This window comes from Paenibacillus sp. D51F (assembly GCF_053345695.1).
This window is the reverse complement of sequence record NZ_JBKFAO010000012.1, coordinates 66,483-78,969: the sequence shown is the minus strand read 5'-3', so window position 1 is coordinate 78,969 and position 12,487 is coordinate 66,483. Positions and strand designations below refer to the sequence as shown.

Below are 12,487 nucleotides of genomic sequence, written 5' to 3'. Positions count from 1 at the left end.
ATTATAAAGGATTGACCGAAGGAAAGAAATGGCTGCGGGCGGCCGGAGCTCTCACGTTTCGACATTCAGGCCGCGTTGACGACAACGGGCTGTCGAACTTTTCTCCATCTTGTTGCTTTGTGCGCTTCCCCGGGAAATAGAGAGCGGGAAATGAGCCATTTCCCGCTCTCTCGCTGCTCTGCCCACAAGCCGTATTCTGTTCTTATTGGGGATGATACCTCTCCGTCCGCAGCAGCTCTTCCTGGCTGAGCCTCATTCCCTTCTCCATGCCCTCGTAACGATGTCTTCCCATGAGCAGGAACATGCCTCCGGAGACAAGCAGCCATGCTGCCGCGGCTGCGGCTGCGGCAGGAGCCGCGAATGCCGCTGCGGCCATCATCGCCGCCAGCGTCGCGACGGCGAGCGGCTTCGCATAAGAGCCCGCTCTTCCGAGCGACCAGAGGGGCTGCATGGCCGTCAGCTTGTCATTCCCTTCCCGTGTGATCGACAAGACGAGAGGGATCAGCTGGGCTCCATGCTGCAGCAGGATCGCCAGCGCCAGCAAAAACAGGACAGCACCCGTCAGCGCATTCATCAGCATGCCGGCCGCCAGCGCCAGCAGAGCTGCGCAAGCTGCGGCAGCGCAAGCACCCCAGGCGAATGTCCTGCCCTTGCGAACAATCGAGGACAACTGCCTGCTGAAAGGCAAAGCCTCATCCCTCGAGAGGCTTCCAGCGAGCCTGCTTGCAGCGAACAGCACCGATCCGCCGGATGCGCAAAGGCTGACCCCCACCGCTGCTGCCGCTGTCGCCCTCCAGCCGCCGCCCCAAGGGGCAGCAGCCTGCAGAAAGAAATCATGCTCCGCTCCCAGCGGAAGCTTGAGGAGCGTCATAGCAGCCAGCCCAAGCAGGATAAATCCGCCGACGTATACATACGCCCCCGACAGCACATGCCCCCAGGGAAGCCTGATTCTCGGCTCGACCGTCTCTTCCGACAAATGCTCCGCCGTCGCCGACCCCATGAACATCCGGTAAAGCAGGAGCAGACCCATGATCCATCCCGCTCCGACGGCTCCCGGTTCCCCGGCAGCCGCGAGCGGCCGGGCGGAATAGAGCTTCTCCAATCCGAAGGAAGGCCATAAGTAGGCCGTCATGACGGCGATCACTGCTGCTACGGATGCGATTTGCAGCAGCGCCGCGCTTTTTTGCAGCGTTGAGAAGCCGTAATTGCCGAACAGGCACAAGGACAGCTGGACCAGCATCAGGACGACAAACAGCATGGCCGTGCCTGCTGCATGGCTCCATCCGTTCCATGGAGCCAATAGGCCCTGAATCCAATTCGCTGCCGCCAAATTCACGAAGGCGAGCATGCTGATCTGGCCGCCAAGCTGCAGCCAGCCCGTCAGGAAGCCCCTTCTCTTGCCGCCCAGAAGCAGCGCGGCATGGTAGCTGCCCCCGGCTGAAGGAACGGCCGACATCAGCTCCGCCTGCGCGGCATGGACCGAGAGCGCCAGCAAGCCGAGGACGGGCCACGCCCATACAAGCAGCCATTCGTTGCCTGTATTCCAAGCGTACGCGTAGAACAGCGCCGCTCCTCCCAGCAGCGACAAGGCATTGAACGAGACGCCGAAGGCGGCGAACGGTCCGAAAGCGCGTTTGAGCTGCTGCGGTATGCCGAGCCTGTTCAGCTCCCTTTTGTCCTGCATGAACTGGATATAAGCGGCGTAGCGAGTCATGGAACGATACCCTCTTCTCCTGAGTCCGTTCTCCGCCGCAGCTGCGGCAGCGAGCCAAGCGACCGCCACTAGGCAAAACAAAGCAAACCCCGTCCACATCAACATGCTCCATGCCCCCTGTCCGTATCGAATATCTATCCATCGTCTCCAAGCAGGCGCCCGCGGCAAACAACCCGTCGCAGGTCAACAGGCGCGGGCAAGCAGGAAATCGGACCGTCAATTTTCATTCATTACGGATAAAGGGCCTTCGTCGGCGACAATGTCGGACAGGTCATAAACGGAGATCGGAAAATAGGGGAAGCCGTACACGTAAGGGGTAATTTCGTAAATGCTGAACCAAATCACGAGCGCACGGTCCGCGATGTAATAATCCTGATCGGCCCGGATGCCCTCGAACGGCTGCAGCAGCTCGATCTGCCGTCTCTTGATCTGCGCTGCCACCAGCGCGCTCAGCCTGGCGCTGTAATCGGATCCGGGCTTGAATAGGCTGGCGAGCTTGCGCGGATGGCCGTCTGCAGTCATGAAGGTAAGCGACTGCTGCAGCGTCAAGCCATGGGCTCCGCCCGTGAAGGCATAGTTGAAGAGAGAAAGGCTGAAGACGCCTCTCTCGTTGGTTTTGACTTCATAATAAGCGATCATTTCGGAGGACGGGTCGGCCAGTGAGCCTTGATCTTCGATCATCTGTCGAACGGATCTGCGGATGGCGGAATTCATATGCGCCGCAGCCAGCTCCCCGCCTTCAAGGCTTACGACGGGAATGAACAGCTCTGTGCGTAGCCTGGTAACCTTGGTCGTGTGGACCGATACGGGAGGCTCGAATGCCATGGGGCGCCACCTGCTTCCTGCATGGGATCTTTGCTCCTATCCTATGCGTGGCAGATCCCCGTTCATGCTCTAGAGCAGCATTTTCTCCTTGCTCGTCAGCCGCCTGCCGCTCACTTGCAGCACCAGCTTGCCTCCGCTAAGACCTAGAATCCGGTCGGCGAATCTCTCCGCCCAATCGCCTTGATGAAGTACGGCTATGACGATGAGTCCTTGATTTTTGCACAGCTGCTTGAGGTCCGCCAGCACCTGTTCCCCGGCATGGGGATCGAGGCCGGAAATCGGCTCGTCCAGCAGCAGCACCTTGGCTCCGTGCACAAGCGCGCGGGCGATCGCGACCCGCTGGCGTTCGCCTCCGCTCAGCTTGTCCGCCTTGTTATGCGCCTTGTCCAGGAGTCCGACCTTCTCGAGCATATCCATGGCTCCCATATAATCGTCATTGCGGACCATGCCTGTTGCGCGGCGCAGGAGCGAAGCCTGTGCGGCCGATCCGATCAAGACGTTTTTGAGAGCGGTCCTGTTCGCGTTCAGGAAAGGCTTCTCTTCGACGAGCGTCACTTCCCTGCGGATGCGCATCCTTCCGATAGCCGATGTCTGTATTTGCCTGCCGTCTATCTTATAAGAGCCCGATGTCCAGCCTTCCTGGAGGGCCAGGCATTTAAGCAGCATCGACTTGCCGCTCCCGCTGCCGCCTTTGATCGCGATGAATTCGCCTTCATCCGCGCGGAAGCTGATATCGTCCAGCACGAGAGGTCCCGCCGGAATCTGTTTCTTGAGATGGGCTATATGGATCATGGAAGTTGAAGCACTCCTTTGGCCGCTTCCGGACAATTGCCGGCAAGCTCTGGGTTGTCCAGCTTATTCTTCAGTGTACGGGATAAAAATTTCTCTTTCCACCCGAACAAATGTTTGCTATAATCAAAACAGAACAAACGTTCCTAAACCTCTCTTTCCCGAAGGAGTGAGTTCCGATGAGCTGCGAGCATTTTCGCTTTGTTGAACGTCATCGCCCTTTCCGCGATCTGACCTTCAAGTTCTATGACGACGGGCGTCTCACCATTATTGACAACGAATCCGAATCCATCGTAACTCCCAACGATCTTCGCGGCGATAGCCGGGACTTCTATGTCCGCAAGCGAATCGCCTTCATCAAGAAGGATCTGCAGAGCAAGGTGCAGAAGTACGCCTGATTTTGCCGAGCCTACGCCGGGATTATTTCTTCAAGCTTCTCCTCCGATTGAGTTTCCTTTCTTCAATCGTCCTCATAGATTGACACCATGACCTAGCCCCATCCGGGGCTTTTTTCCGTTCTCATTCCTTCTGTCCTGTCGCTTATTCGAGCTTGCACCGGCTTCATCCCGCAAGGCTGGAATTGACTGCGCGCATTCCCTTGCTGTAGATTGGATGAAAATAGATCCGACGCAAGCTTACAAAAGGGGTTAGACCACCATGAACGCGCCAATCAGACAAACGATTCTGTTCGATCTCGACGATACGCTCATCCATTGCAACAAATATTTCAACCTGGTCATCGATCAGTTCGTGGATGCCATGCTGACCTGGTTCCACGCTTATCCGGACATGACGGAAGCCGCAATCCGCCGCAAGCAGATCGAAATCGACATCGCCGGCGTACAAGCAACCGGGTTCAAGAGCGACCACTTTCCGCAATCCTTCCTCGACACCTACGTCGACTTTACCCGGTTGACCGGCAGGCCGGAGGATTCCAACGAGATCGACCTGCTCTGGAGCATGGGACAGAGCGTCTACGAGCAGGAGGCAGAGCCCTATCCCGATATGGAGGAGACGCTCCTGCGGCTGAAGGACGAAGGTCATGACCTGCATCTCTACACCGGGGGCGAGCCGGCGATCCAGCGCCGCAAGGTGGACAGGCTTCGCCTGGACCGCTACTTCGGTGACAAGATCTATATCCGCCAACATAAGAATATCGCAGCGCTGGAGCAAATTCTGGCGGAAGGGCATTTCGACCGCCCGAACACTTGGATGATCGGCAATTCCATCCGCACGGATGTCGTGCCTGCATTGACCGCAGGCATCCACGCGATCCATGTGGAAGCGCAGACCGAATGGGAATACAACAACATCTCCATCGAAGTCGCTCCTCAAGGCGCTTTCCTGCAGCTCCATCATCTGAGAGATGTTCCGGATGGCATCCAGCGTTACATCCTGGCAAATAAATAAACGAAGGGCATGGTTCAACCGGTTTTATCGGTTAAGCCATGCCCTTCGTTTTTTGCTTGCCTTCGCTGCGGCTTGCCGCTTGCGGCCGCTCATTTTTTCATGCCCATGAACAAGATCATGGCGTGTACCGGTTTCCATACTTGGCGGCTAGCTCTGCCCATGTAATCGGTCCGGTTGGGTTCGACAGCCTGTTTCCAAATCGAATCCGCGTGTTTCCTCTCGTGGTTGGACTGGTGGAATCGTTTGATTTCCAGTTCGCTTCGGTATACCTGTTCGTAATTCATTGTCAGTGACACTCCCTGTTTTTCGTTATCGGCCAGGTTTTCATCGCTCCTTGCCGTTGAATCAAGTATCTCATGACATATCAGGAACAAAAAGTGTACAATAATTTCAAATGACTTCCTCTTTTACAGCTTGGAAAGGGCTTCCATTCCTCCATGCCGCTTGCATGAAGGGTCATATCGAGCGAAAAGGAGAAATCTGCGCGCATGCTCAACGCCGAACGATACTTACTGCTGCTCAACCGGTTCCATATCGAAGAGCCGGACACTGATGCCGAGACAGCTCTGGACGAGCTGGCCGAGCTGTTTCACTGCACCGAACGCAATGTGAAGCTCATCGTGCGCAAACTCGAGGAGGAAGGCTGGATCCGCTGGGTTCCGGGCAAAGGAAGGGGCAACCTCTCCAAGATCCATTTCCTGAAAAGCCGGGAACGCTTCCTGCTCGATCTCGCCAAAACGCTTGCTTCGGAAGGGGATTACCAGCAAGCCTTCCAGCTGCTTCAAATTCATGGCGAGCATACTTCCGCCCGCGACCGCTTTGTCGAATGGCTGAGCGGACATTTCGGATCTGACCGGATCGAGGAAGGCTCCCCCGCGCAGCGGGATGTATTCCGGCTTCCCGTCTACCGTCCCCCTTATTCCCTTGATCCCGGCAAGCTGTTCTTCGCCTTCGACTCCCATTTGATCCATCAGATTTTCGACCGGCTGCTCGGATTCGAGGATGATACCAAATCGCTCGTTCCTGGTCTGGCCCATTATTGGGAAAGCAACGATTCGGCAACGGCATGGACCTTCCATCTTCGCAAAGGCGTCCGCTTCCATCATGGTCGGGAGCTGAACGCATCCGACGTCTGCTTCACGCTGAGCAGGCTGGCCGACGGGCAGCCCAATCGCTTCCTCCTGGAGTCGGTCGAAGCCATCACCGCTCTGGATGCGCGGACGGTCCGCATCGCGCTGAACAAGCCCAATCGCCTTCTCCCCCGCCTGCTGTGCTCCGGGGCCGCCTCCATTCTCCCGGCCGATCTCGTCCAGGAAGACGAGAAGCGCTACTGGATGCTTCCATCGGGCACTGGCCCCTTCCGGGTCGATTGCTGGACATCTGATCGGATCGATTTGTCCGTCCACGAGCAATACTTCCAAGGAAGAGCTTATTTGGACGAGGTTCAGATCGCTTTCATGCCCGAGGACATCCCACCCGAATTGAGGCTTAAATGGGGGCAGATCATGGCCAGCGATTCCCGCATGGCTTCCAAGGATGAGCAAGGCTGGGGCATGATCAGAACCGTCCATCAAGGATGCACGCTGCTCAGCTGGAACCGTCTCAACGAAGGGCCGCAGCAGTCGCTCGCCTTCCGGCAGGCCGTAGGGCTTTCCATGGACCGGGTCGGCATGATTGGCGCCGGCGGCGAACTTAGCTATCCGGCGTATGGCTTCTTCCCCGTTCCAGGCGCAGAGCTGTCGGCAGAGCGCTACGAACCGGATACAGCCATCCGGATGCTGAAGGAAGACGGTTATGACGGCGCTCCTCTCAAGCTGCTGACAACGAACCAGCATGCCAAGGAAGCGCTTTGGATCAAAGACCGCTGCGGGGAGATCGGCATTCCCGTGGACATCCGCTGCGAGCAGCACAAAATCGTGCATTCGAGCGATATCGTCAAGGAAGCCGACTGCATCCTGATGAGCCTGGTCATGGCCGAGGAGGAAGTCGGAGAGCTGGAGACGTACCTGCAGGAGCACAGCTATATCCGGCAGCATCTGGATCCCGCTCTGGAACGCTGGATCCGCCGGGTGACCGATGCCATTCTCGCATCGGATCGGCGCGATACCCGGCGCACCCTGTTCAACCAGATCGAGCAGCGGCTAGTGCAAGAAGGCCAGGTGCTTTTCCTGCAGCATCGCTCCCTCAACACCTATGTGCATCCCTCGGTCCGCGGGATCGGCATCAATACGTTCGGATGGATGGACTTCAAGGATATTTGGCTTGTCTCGGATAATCCGGTCTGACTTCAGATAGGAAAAAAAAGAACCTCATCCCATCTTCTTGGACCAAGAAGGCGGATGAGGTTTTTTGATTCATGGCCTTAATTGTCCGTCATGTCCATTCCACGACGGTATCGCCTGTTCGGGCATCCTTGAGCCGCAGACGGCCCTTGGCGCTGCCCTCCGGACCGGGGAATGCGGCCGATGCCGTGCTCCCCTTGGCGAGAAGCGATTGCAGCATGGCCGGCGTCAGCGTCCGGCCATGCTGTTCTTTCCAGAGGACGAACTTACAGCCGTCCCGGAACCGGGAACAGCCGTAGCCCCGCTTGCCTTCGACGATGCTGCCGCCGCAGCTCGGGCAAGTTCCTAGCGGCTTCAGACCGGCCGAAGACGACTGCCCTGGCGAGGAGGCTTGTCCGGACTGGAATGCTTGCTTGGATGCAGAGGCTTTTCCTGCTCCTGATGGCAGACCAGCTGCCGCTATCGAAGTTGCCCGCGCCCGGGCAACCTGCGGTGGATTCGAAGCAGATGCCGCAGCGGACGATCGGGCGGAGCCAGAAGTCTCCGAGTTCCCGCTGCGCCCAGCACTTGAAGCTGCTGTGCGGCTCGCTCCTGCTCCAGAGCGGGAAGCTCCGCTCCCCTCAGCCGCCTTGCCTCTCCGCGAGCCGCCGCCCTTGGCGGCCACCTTGCCCCGCTCCGGCTCAGCGAACGTTCCTGCAGGCGCAGGCGCCTGCTCCGCTACCTTCTGGACGATCATCCGAGCGAACTGCTTGACCTGCTCCATGAACTTTTCGTCGGATGCCTCATCCCTGGCGATCTGGCTGAGCCGGCGCTCCCATTGTCCGGTCATGACCGGCGAAGCCAGAAGCTCTACGCCGGCTCCCCGGATCAACTCGATGGCCGCGCAGCCTTTCGCTTCGATCTCCAGCTTCTTGCCGCTGGCACGGATATAACCTACCGTCTTCAACCGCTCGATCGTTGCCGCGCGCGTCGCAGGCGTTCCCAAGCCGCTATCCTTCATCGTCTCGCGCAGCTCTTCGTCCTCCATGGCCCTGCCGGCGCTTTCCATCGCTTTCAGAAGCGTTCCTTCCGTATAGGACTTGGGCGGCTGCGTCGACTTCTCTTCGGCTTTTGCCTGCTTGCACAACACCGGGAGCGATTCGTCGACTTGGAAGGACGCATCGGTCAGCTCCTGCTCTTCCTCGTCTCCATCCTCTTCCTGCTTGGCCTTGCCCTTGCCGCGCTTGGGCTTGTCCTCCGTCTCCGCAGCTCCCTGGGTCACTTTCCACCCGGGATCAAGCAGCTGCTTGATGCGGGTGCGGAACGTCTCTCCCTCCACCTCGGTCATGACCGTATGGTTGAGATACAAGGCGGGTCCGTAGTAATGGGACAGGAAACGGCGAACGATAAGATCATAGATCTTTTTTTCGTCCGGACTCAGCGCGCCGGGTTTTTTGGGTGTCGGCAAAATCGCATGGTGATCTTCCACCTTGGCCGGATTGCAGACGGCTTTGTTGCCTTTATGTACCCGGGACCTGTCCGCCCCGGCGGCAAGCTCCGCATACTCGGTTCCCCGCAGCATGTCGAGCGCCTTGCCCATGACGGGAACCGTTTCTTCCGTCACATAGTTCGAATTCGTTCTCGGATACGTGATGACCTTATGCTTCTCGTATAAAGCCTGCGCCACATCAAGCGTCTTTTTGGCGGGAAAGCCGTATCGCCCGTTGGCCTCGCGCTGCAGCAGCGTAAGATCATGCAGACGGTAAGGATATTCCTTGCTCTCGGCCTTGTCGTAGCGGACGATTGTTCCCTTTTTTCCTTTGACCTTGGCTGCGATGGCTTCCGCCTTGGCCCCGTCCGTAAGCTTGTCGCCTTGCCAGATGCCGCTGTACTTGGAGCTTTTCTGATCGAAGGAAGCCTTGATCTTGTAATACGTTTCCGGCTTGAACGCCGCGATTTCCTGATGGCGGTCGTACAGCAGCGCCAGCACCGGCGTCTGCACCCGTCCTACCGACAACAGCGACTTATGGCGGATCGTGAAGGCGCGCGAGGCGTTCATCCCGATCAGCCAGTCGGCCTCGCTGCGGGCCTGAGCCGCCCTCGTGAGCGGCGCATACTTCTCGTCGCTGCCCAGCTGATCGAATCCCCTGCGGATCGTCTCCGGCGTCAAATCGGATATCCACAGACGGTCTACGGGCTGATGGAGCTTCAAATACCGGCGGATCAAATGGAAAATAAGCTGGCCCTCCCGCCCCGCATCGCATGCATTGACGAGCCGTCCGCATTTGCGGGCGAGCTCGCCGATGACCTTAAGCTGGTCGCGGGTGCGGGGATTGGGGGACAGCCTGAACGTATCCGGTATGATGGGAAGATCCTGCGCCTGCCATTTTTTGTACCGGGGATCGTAATCATCCGGTTCCGCGAGGCCGACCAGATGCCCGATTGCCCAGGTGATGATATAACGTTCGCCTTCGAGATGCGTGCGGCGGTTCGTCGCCCCGGGCTCGATCGCGGACGCGATATTGCGGCCCATATCCGGCTTTTCTGCGATAATCAATGTCTTCAAGGAACCGCCTCCTTCTATTCCGGGTGGTCCTTGGCCAACAATGGCGTCAAGCGGCAACCTTTTCCTGAAGCATCGCGAAAATCTGGCGGACGCCGCGGGACCACTTCGGGTCTTCCGCGTATTTGCGGTTGATCCATGTCAACGGGTCGGCATTCTGCGGCCTGTTCTTGCTCAAGTTGACGACGGTCTTGGCTGCGATCCGCGAAGACTCCTCGATGCTGGTGTTGAAATCCTGCCAGCTGTAATACACATTGAACGGATTGTTGGCCATCTTGACCGCGCGCTTGTGGTCGTCGGGCACGAAGCTCTGTTCTTGGCCGGTAATGGCGAACAGAAGCAGCGGATGCACGTTGTACTGCTTGGCGGCCGCGATAATGGCGTTCATATAACGGGGCTTGGCCAGCATCGACGAGCGGCTCTCCAAATAAGCCGTCAGGCGCTCCACTTCAATATCGGCATATTGAAGCGACTGTGGAAGCTCGTTTTTGGCTAAAGGCGCCACGGGCGCTGATTGCGCCTTCTTGGCGACGGGCTGTGCCTTGGGAGCCGGTACGGCAGCCTCTGCTGAGGCCGCGACGGGAATCGCAGCGGCATGGCGATGGAACAGCGACCAGCCATATACAAGTGTACCTCCAAGAAGCATGACGGACAATACCGCCATCATCAGAACCCTGGTGCTGCTGCTTCCAAGCATGGAGGATTCTCGTTTAGCGGACGGATCGGAGACGGTTTCCGGCAAGTTGAGATGATCCGCCACGGCAGCCAGCAGCGCTTCTTCGCGTGAAGCCGCGAACGGCTTGACGCGCCTGAGAATGCGCTCGAATTCGTCATGCTCGAGCGACACGTCCAGCTTTTTCTCCACCCAGTTCATCAGAGGACGGGCGATGCGCTGATCGCGGAAGTTGAGGTTCAGGCAGGCGGCAAAAATATCGTCGCTGTTGACAATGCCTGCTTTGGAGATAATATGGGTACGAATCAATCTTGCCGTCAGCTCTTTCTTGATCGTCTCGGCGAAATCAGGGAGCTGTTGGAAGATGATTCGGCGAATGGCGTCGGATAGAATTTCAGAACGTTCACTTTGAGGTTTGTCAAAGTATTTCACATCGATAAAGGTTCTGATATGGTGAATATCCGCCGGCGTCAAGACAGATGCGCCTTCGGTTGTGTTCACGGGCAGTCTCTCCTTTAGGTACACAGACTTATGGACAATACGAGTATTGTACCATAGGTCCCATCGTGCAGGCTGCTCCACATTCTGGCTCTTCTCCTGTTTCTCCTCCTGGACACCCGGACACCATTCCATCTGGCGCTGGCTTTCTTATCTTCCGTTCCTTTTCGATGGAAAAAGAAAAAGCGCCGGAAAGGCGCTTTTAGAGCCGTGCAAAGTGAGGCATTAAGGCAGCATCGTCGTTCCCATCAAATAACGGTCCACTTCGCGGGCGGCTTCACGGCCTTCGTTGATGGCCCAGACGACGAGGCTTTGTCCGCGGCGCATGTCGCCTGCGGCGAATACCTTGTCCACGCTTGTGCGGTAATCGCCTTTGCGGGCTTTGACGTTCGTGCGGCGGTCCTGCTCGACGGAGAACGCATCCACAAGCGTGGATTCCGGACCCTCGAAGCCTACGGCGACGAACACGAGATCGGCCGGCCATACTTTTTCGGTACCGGGAATTTCCTTGTAGATCTTGCGGCCGGTCTCGTCGACCGTGCGCTCGATTTGAACCGTATGAAGCTCCTTGAGCTGGCCGTTCTCGTCGCCGACGAACTTCTTCGTCAGGACGGAGAAGGCGCGGGGATCTTCGCCGTAGACCGCCTTGGCCTCCTCATGGGCGTAATCGAGCGTGTACACGTTCGGGAACTGTGGCCATGGATTGTTGATGCTGTCCCGCTCAAGCGGAGCCTTGGCATGCGTGCCGAACTGGGTGACGGACTTGCAGCCATGGCGCAGAGCGGTCGCAACGCAGTCGGTGCCGGTGTCGCCGCCGCCGATGACGATGACATCCTTGTCCTTGGCCGAGATGAAGTTGCCGTCTTCGAGACCGGAATCCAGGTAGCTCTTGATCGTTCCGTTGAGGTAGTCCATTGCAGGGTGAATGCCGCCAAGGGTGGAGCCTTCGATGTCTACTCCGCGGGCTTTGGTGGCGCCGCCGCAAAGGACGATGGCATCAAAGCCTTCCAGAAGCTCCTCCGCTCCGATATCCTTGCCGATCTCCGTGTTCGTCACGAAGCTGACGCCTTCGGCTTCCATCAGATCGACGCGGCGCTGCACGATGCCCTTGTCGAGCTTCATCGTCGGAATGCCGTACGTGAGCAGGCCGCCGATCCGGTCCGCGCGCTCGTAGACGGTCACGGTGTGGCCGGCTTTGTTGAGCTGGGCGGCACAGGCCATGCCGGCAGGTCCGGAGCCGATGACCGCAACGCGCTTGCTCGTACGCATCTTCGGAGGCTGCGGGACGACCCAGCCTTCATCGAAGCCGCGGTCGATGATCGCCTGCTCGATCGTCTTGATCGTGACGGAATCGCCGATCAGGCCGACCGTACAGGAGCCTTCGCAAGGCGCCGGACATACACGTCCGGTGAATTCCGGGAAGTTGTTCGTTTTGTGGAGGCGCTCCAACGCTTCGCGCCATAGGCCGCGATAGATCAGATTGTTCCATTCCGGTATGAGGTTGTTGACAGGGCATCCGGAAGCGCCGCCGGCAATCTCCATGCCGGTGTGGCAGTAAGGGGTGCCGCAATCCATGCAGCGGGCTCCCTGCGTGCGCAGCTGGTCATCCGGCAGATGCTTGTGGAATTCTTCCCAATCCTTGACCCTCTCGAGCGGGCTGCGGTCCGCAGGCAGCTCGCGCTTGTAGTCCATAAAACCAGTAGGTGTCGACATCTTGCCCATTCCTCCATCCGTAAGGTCCCTATCGTTATGTC

At 58.1% G+C, this 12,487-nt stretch carries 10 protein-coding genes; 3 read left to right on the top strand and 7 right to left on the bottom strand.

Going from position 1 to position 12,487, the window contains the following annotated elements; translation table 11 throughout:
• Positions 1 to 202 precede the first annotated feature (202 nt).
• From ACLBWT_RS19175 to ACLBWT_RS19165, 3 genes are all read right to left on the bottom strand, one after another.
• Positions 203 to 1,819, bottom strand: coding sequence for an amino acid permease (locus ACLBWT_RS19175; RefSeq protein ID WP_447664721.1), 1,617 nt, complete (start codon positions 1,817 to 1,819; stop codon positions 203 to 205).
• A 111-nt stretch (positions 1,820 to 1,930) separates the two neighbouring features.
• Positions 1,931 to 2,539 carry a DUF3298 domain-containing protein gene (locus ACLBWT_RS19170; RefSeq protein ID WP_447664720.1) on the bottom strand — a complete coding sequence of 203 codons (609 nt, stop codon included), beginning with the start codon at positions 2,537 to 2,539 and terminating at the stop codon, positions 1,931 to 1,933.
• Between the two features lie 69 nt (positions 2,540 to 2,608).
• Positions 2,609 to 3,331, bottom strand: a complete 723-nt coding sequence (locus ACLBWT_RS19165; protein WP_447664719.1) for a phosphonate ABC transporter ATP-binding protein — start codon at positions 3,329 to 3,331, stop codon at positions 2,609 to 2,611.
• A 176-nt stretch (positions 3,332 to 3,507) separates the two neighbouring features.
• Between ACLBWT_RS19165 and ACLBWT_RS19160 the strand changes: the two genes are divergently transcribed.
• Both ACLBWT_RS19160 and ACLBWT_RS19155 read left to right on the top strand, forming a co-directional pair.
• Positions 3,508 to 3,726 (top strand): hypothetical protein, encoded by a 219-nt coding sequence (locus ACLBWT_RS19160; RefSeq protein WP_076356071.1) that lies wholly within the window; start codon positions 3,508 to 3,510, stop codon positions 3,724 to 3,726.
• A gap of 259 nt (positions 3,727 to 3,985) precedes the next feature.
• Positions 3,986 to 4,738: an HAD family hydrolase gene (locus ACLBWT_RS19155; RefSeq protein WP_447664718.1), complete on the top strand. Its 753-nt coding sequence runs from the start codon at positions 3,986 to 3,988 to the stop codon at positions 4,736 to 4,738.
• Between the two features lie 89 nt (positions 4,739 to 4,827).
• On the opposite strand, the gene ACLBWT_RS19150 is transcribed toward ACLBWT_RS19155, so the two are convergent.
• A complete protein-coding gene (locus ACLBWT_RS19150) occupies positions 4,828 to 5,022 on the bottom strand; it encodes a hypothetical protein (protein WP_447664717.1) in 195 nt (64 codons plus the stop codon).
• 204 nt (positions 5,023 to 5,226) lie between these two features.
• Here ACLBWT_RS19150 and ACLBWT_RS19145 point away from each other — a divergent pair, with 204 nt between their 5' ends.
• Positions 5,227 to 7,023: an ABC transporter substrate-binding protein gene (locus tag ACLBWT_RS19145; protein WP_447664716.1), complete on the top strand. Its 1,797-nt coding sequence runs from the start codon at positions 5,227 to 5,229 to the stop codon at positions 7,021 to 7,023.
• A gap of 88 nt (positions 7,024 to 7,111) precedes the next feature.
• On the opposite strand, the gene ACLBWT_RS19140 is transcribed toward ACLBWT_RS19145, so the two are convergent.
• The 3 genes from ACLBWT_RS19140 to ACLBWT_RS19130 all read right to left on the bottom strand — a co-directional run bounded on the left by ACLBWT_RS19140 (position 7,112) and on the right by ACLBWT_RS19130 (position 12,446).
• Positions 7,112 to 9,565, bottom strand: a complete 2,454-nt coding sequence (locus tag ACLBWT_RS19140; RefSeq protein WP_447664715.1) for a DNA topoisomerase 3 — start codon at positions 9,563 to 9,565, stop codon at positions 7,112 to 7,114.
• Between the two features lie 46 nt (positions 9,566 to 9,611).
• The gene (locus ACLBWT_RS19135; protein ID WP_447664714.1) at positions 9,612 to 10,736 is read right to left on the bottom strand and encodes a hypothetical protein; all 1,125 of its coding nucleotides are present in this window, start codon (positions 10,734 to 10,736) and stop codon (positions 9,612 to 9,614) included.
• A gap of 222 nt (positions 10,737 to 10,958) precedes the next feature.
• Positions 10,959 to 12,446 carry a glutamate synthase subunit beta gene (locus ACLBWT_RS19130; RefSeq protein ID WP_447664713.1) on the bottom strand — a complete coding sequence of 496 codons (1,488 nt, stop codon included), beginning with the start codon at positions 12,444 to 12,446 and terminating at the stop codon, positions 10,959 to 10,961.
• Positions 12,447 to 12,487 lie beyond the last annotated feature (41 nt).

Bases quoted from the DNA above. Each gene is read 5' to 3' on its own strand.
- ACLBWT_RS19175 (WP_447664721.1), bottom strand. From the start codon at position 1,819: ATGTTGATGTGGACGGGGTTTGCTTTGTTTTGCCTAGTGGCGGTCGCT.
- ACLBWT_RS19170 (WP_447664720.1), bottom strand. From the start codon at position 2,539: ATGGCATTCGAGCCTCCCGTATCGGTCCACACGACCAAGGTTACCAGG.
- ACLBWT_RS19165 (WP_447664719.1), bottom strand. From the start codon at position 3,331: ATGATCCATATAGCCCATCTCAAGAAACAGATTCCGGCGGGACCTCTC.
- ACLBWT_RS19160 (WP_076356071.1), top strand. From the start codon at position 3,508: ATGAGCTGCGAGCATTTTCGCTTTGTTGAACGTCATCGCCCTTTCCGC.
- ACLBWT_RS19155 (WP_447664718.1), top strand. From the start codon at position 3,986: ATGAACGCGCCAATCAGACAAACGATTCTGTTCGATCTCGACGATACG.
- ACLBWT_RS19150 (WP_447664717.1), bottom strand. From the start codon at position 5,022: ATGAATTACGAACAGGTATACCGAAGCGAACTGGAAATCAAACGATTC.
- ACLBWT_RS19145 (WP_447664716.1), top strand. From the start codon at position 5,227: ATGCTCAACGCCGAACGATACTTACTGCTGCTCAACCGGTTCCATATC.
- ACLBWT_RS19130 (WP_447664713.1), bottom strand. From the start codon at position 12,446: ATGTCGACACCTACTGGTTTTATGGACTACAAGCGCGAGCTGCCTGCG.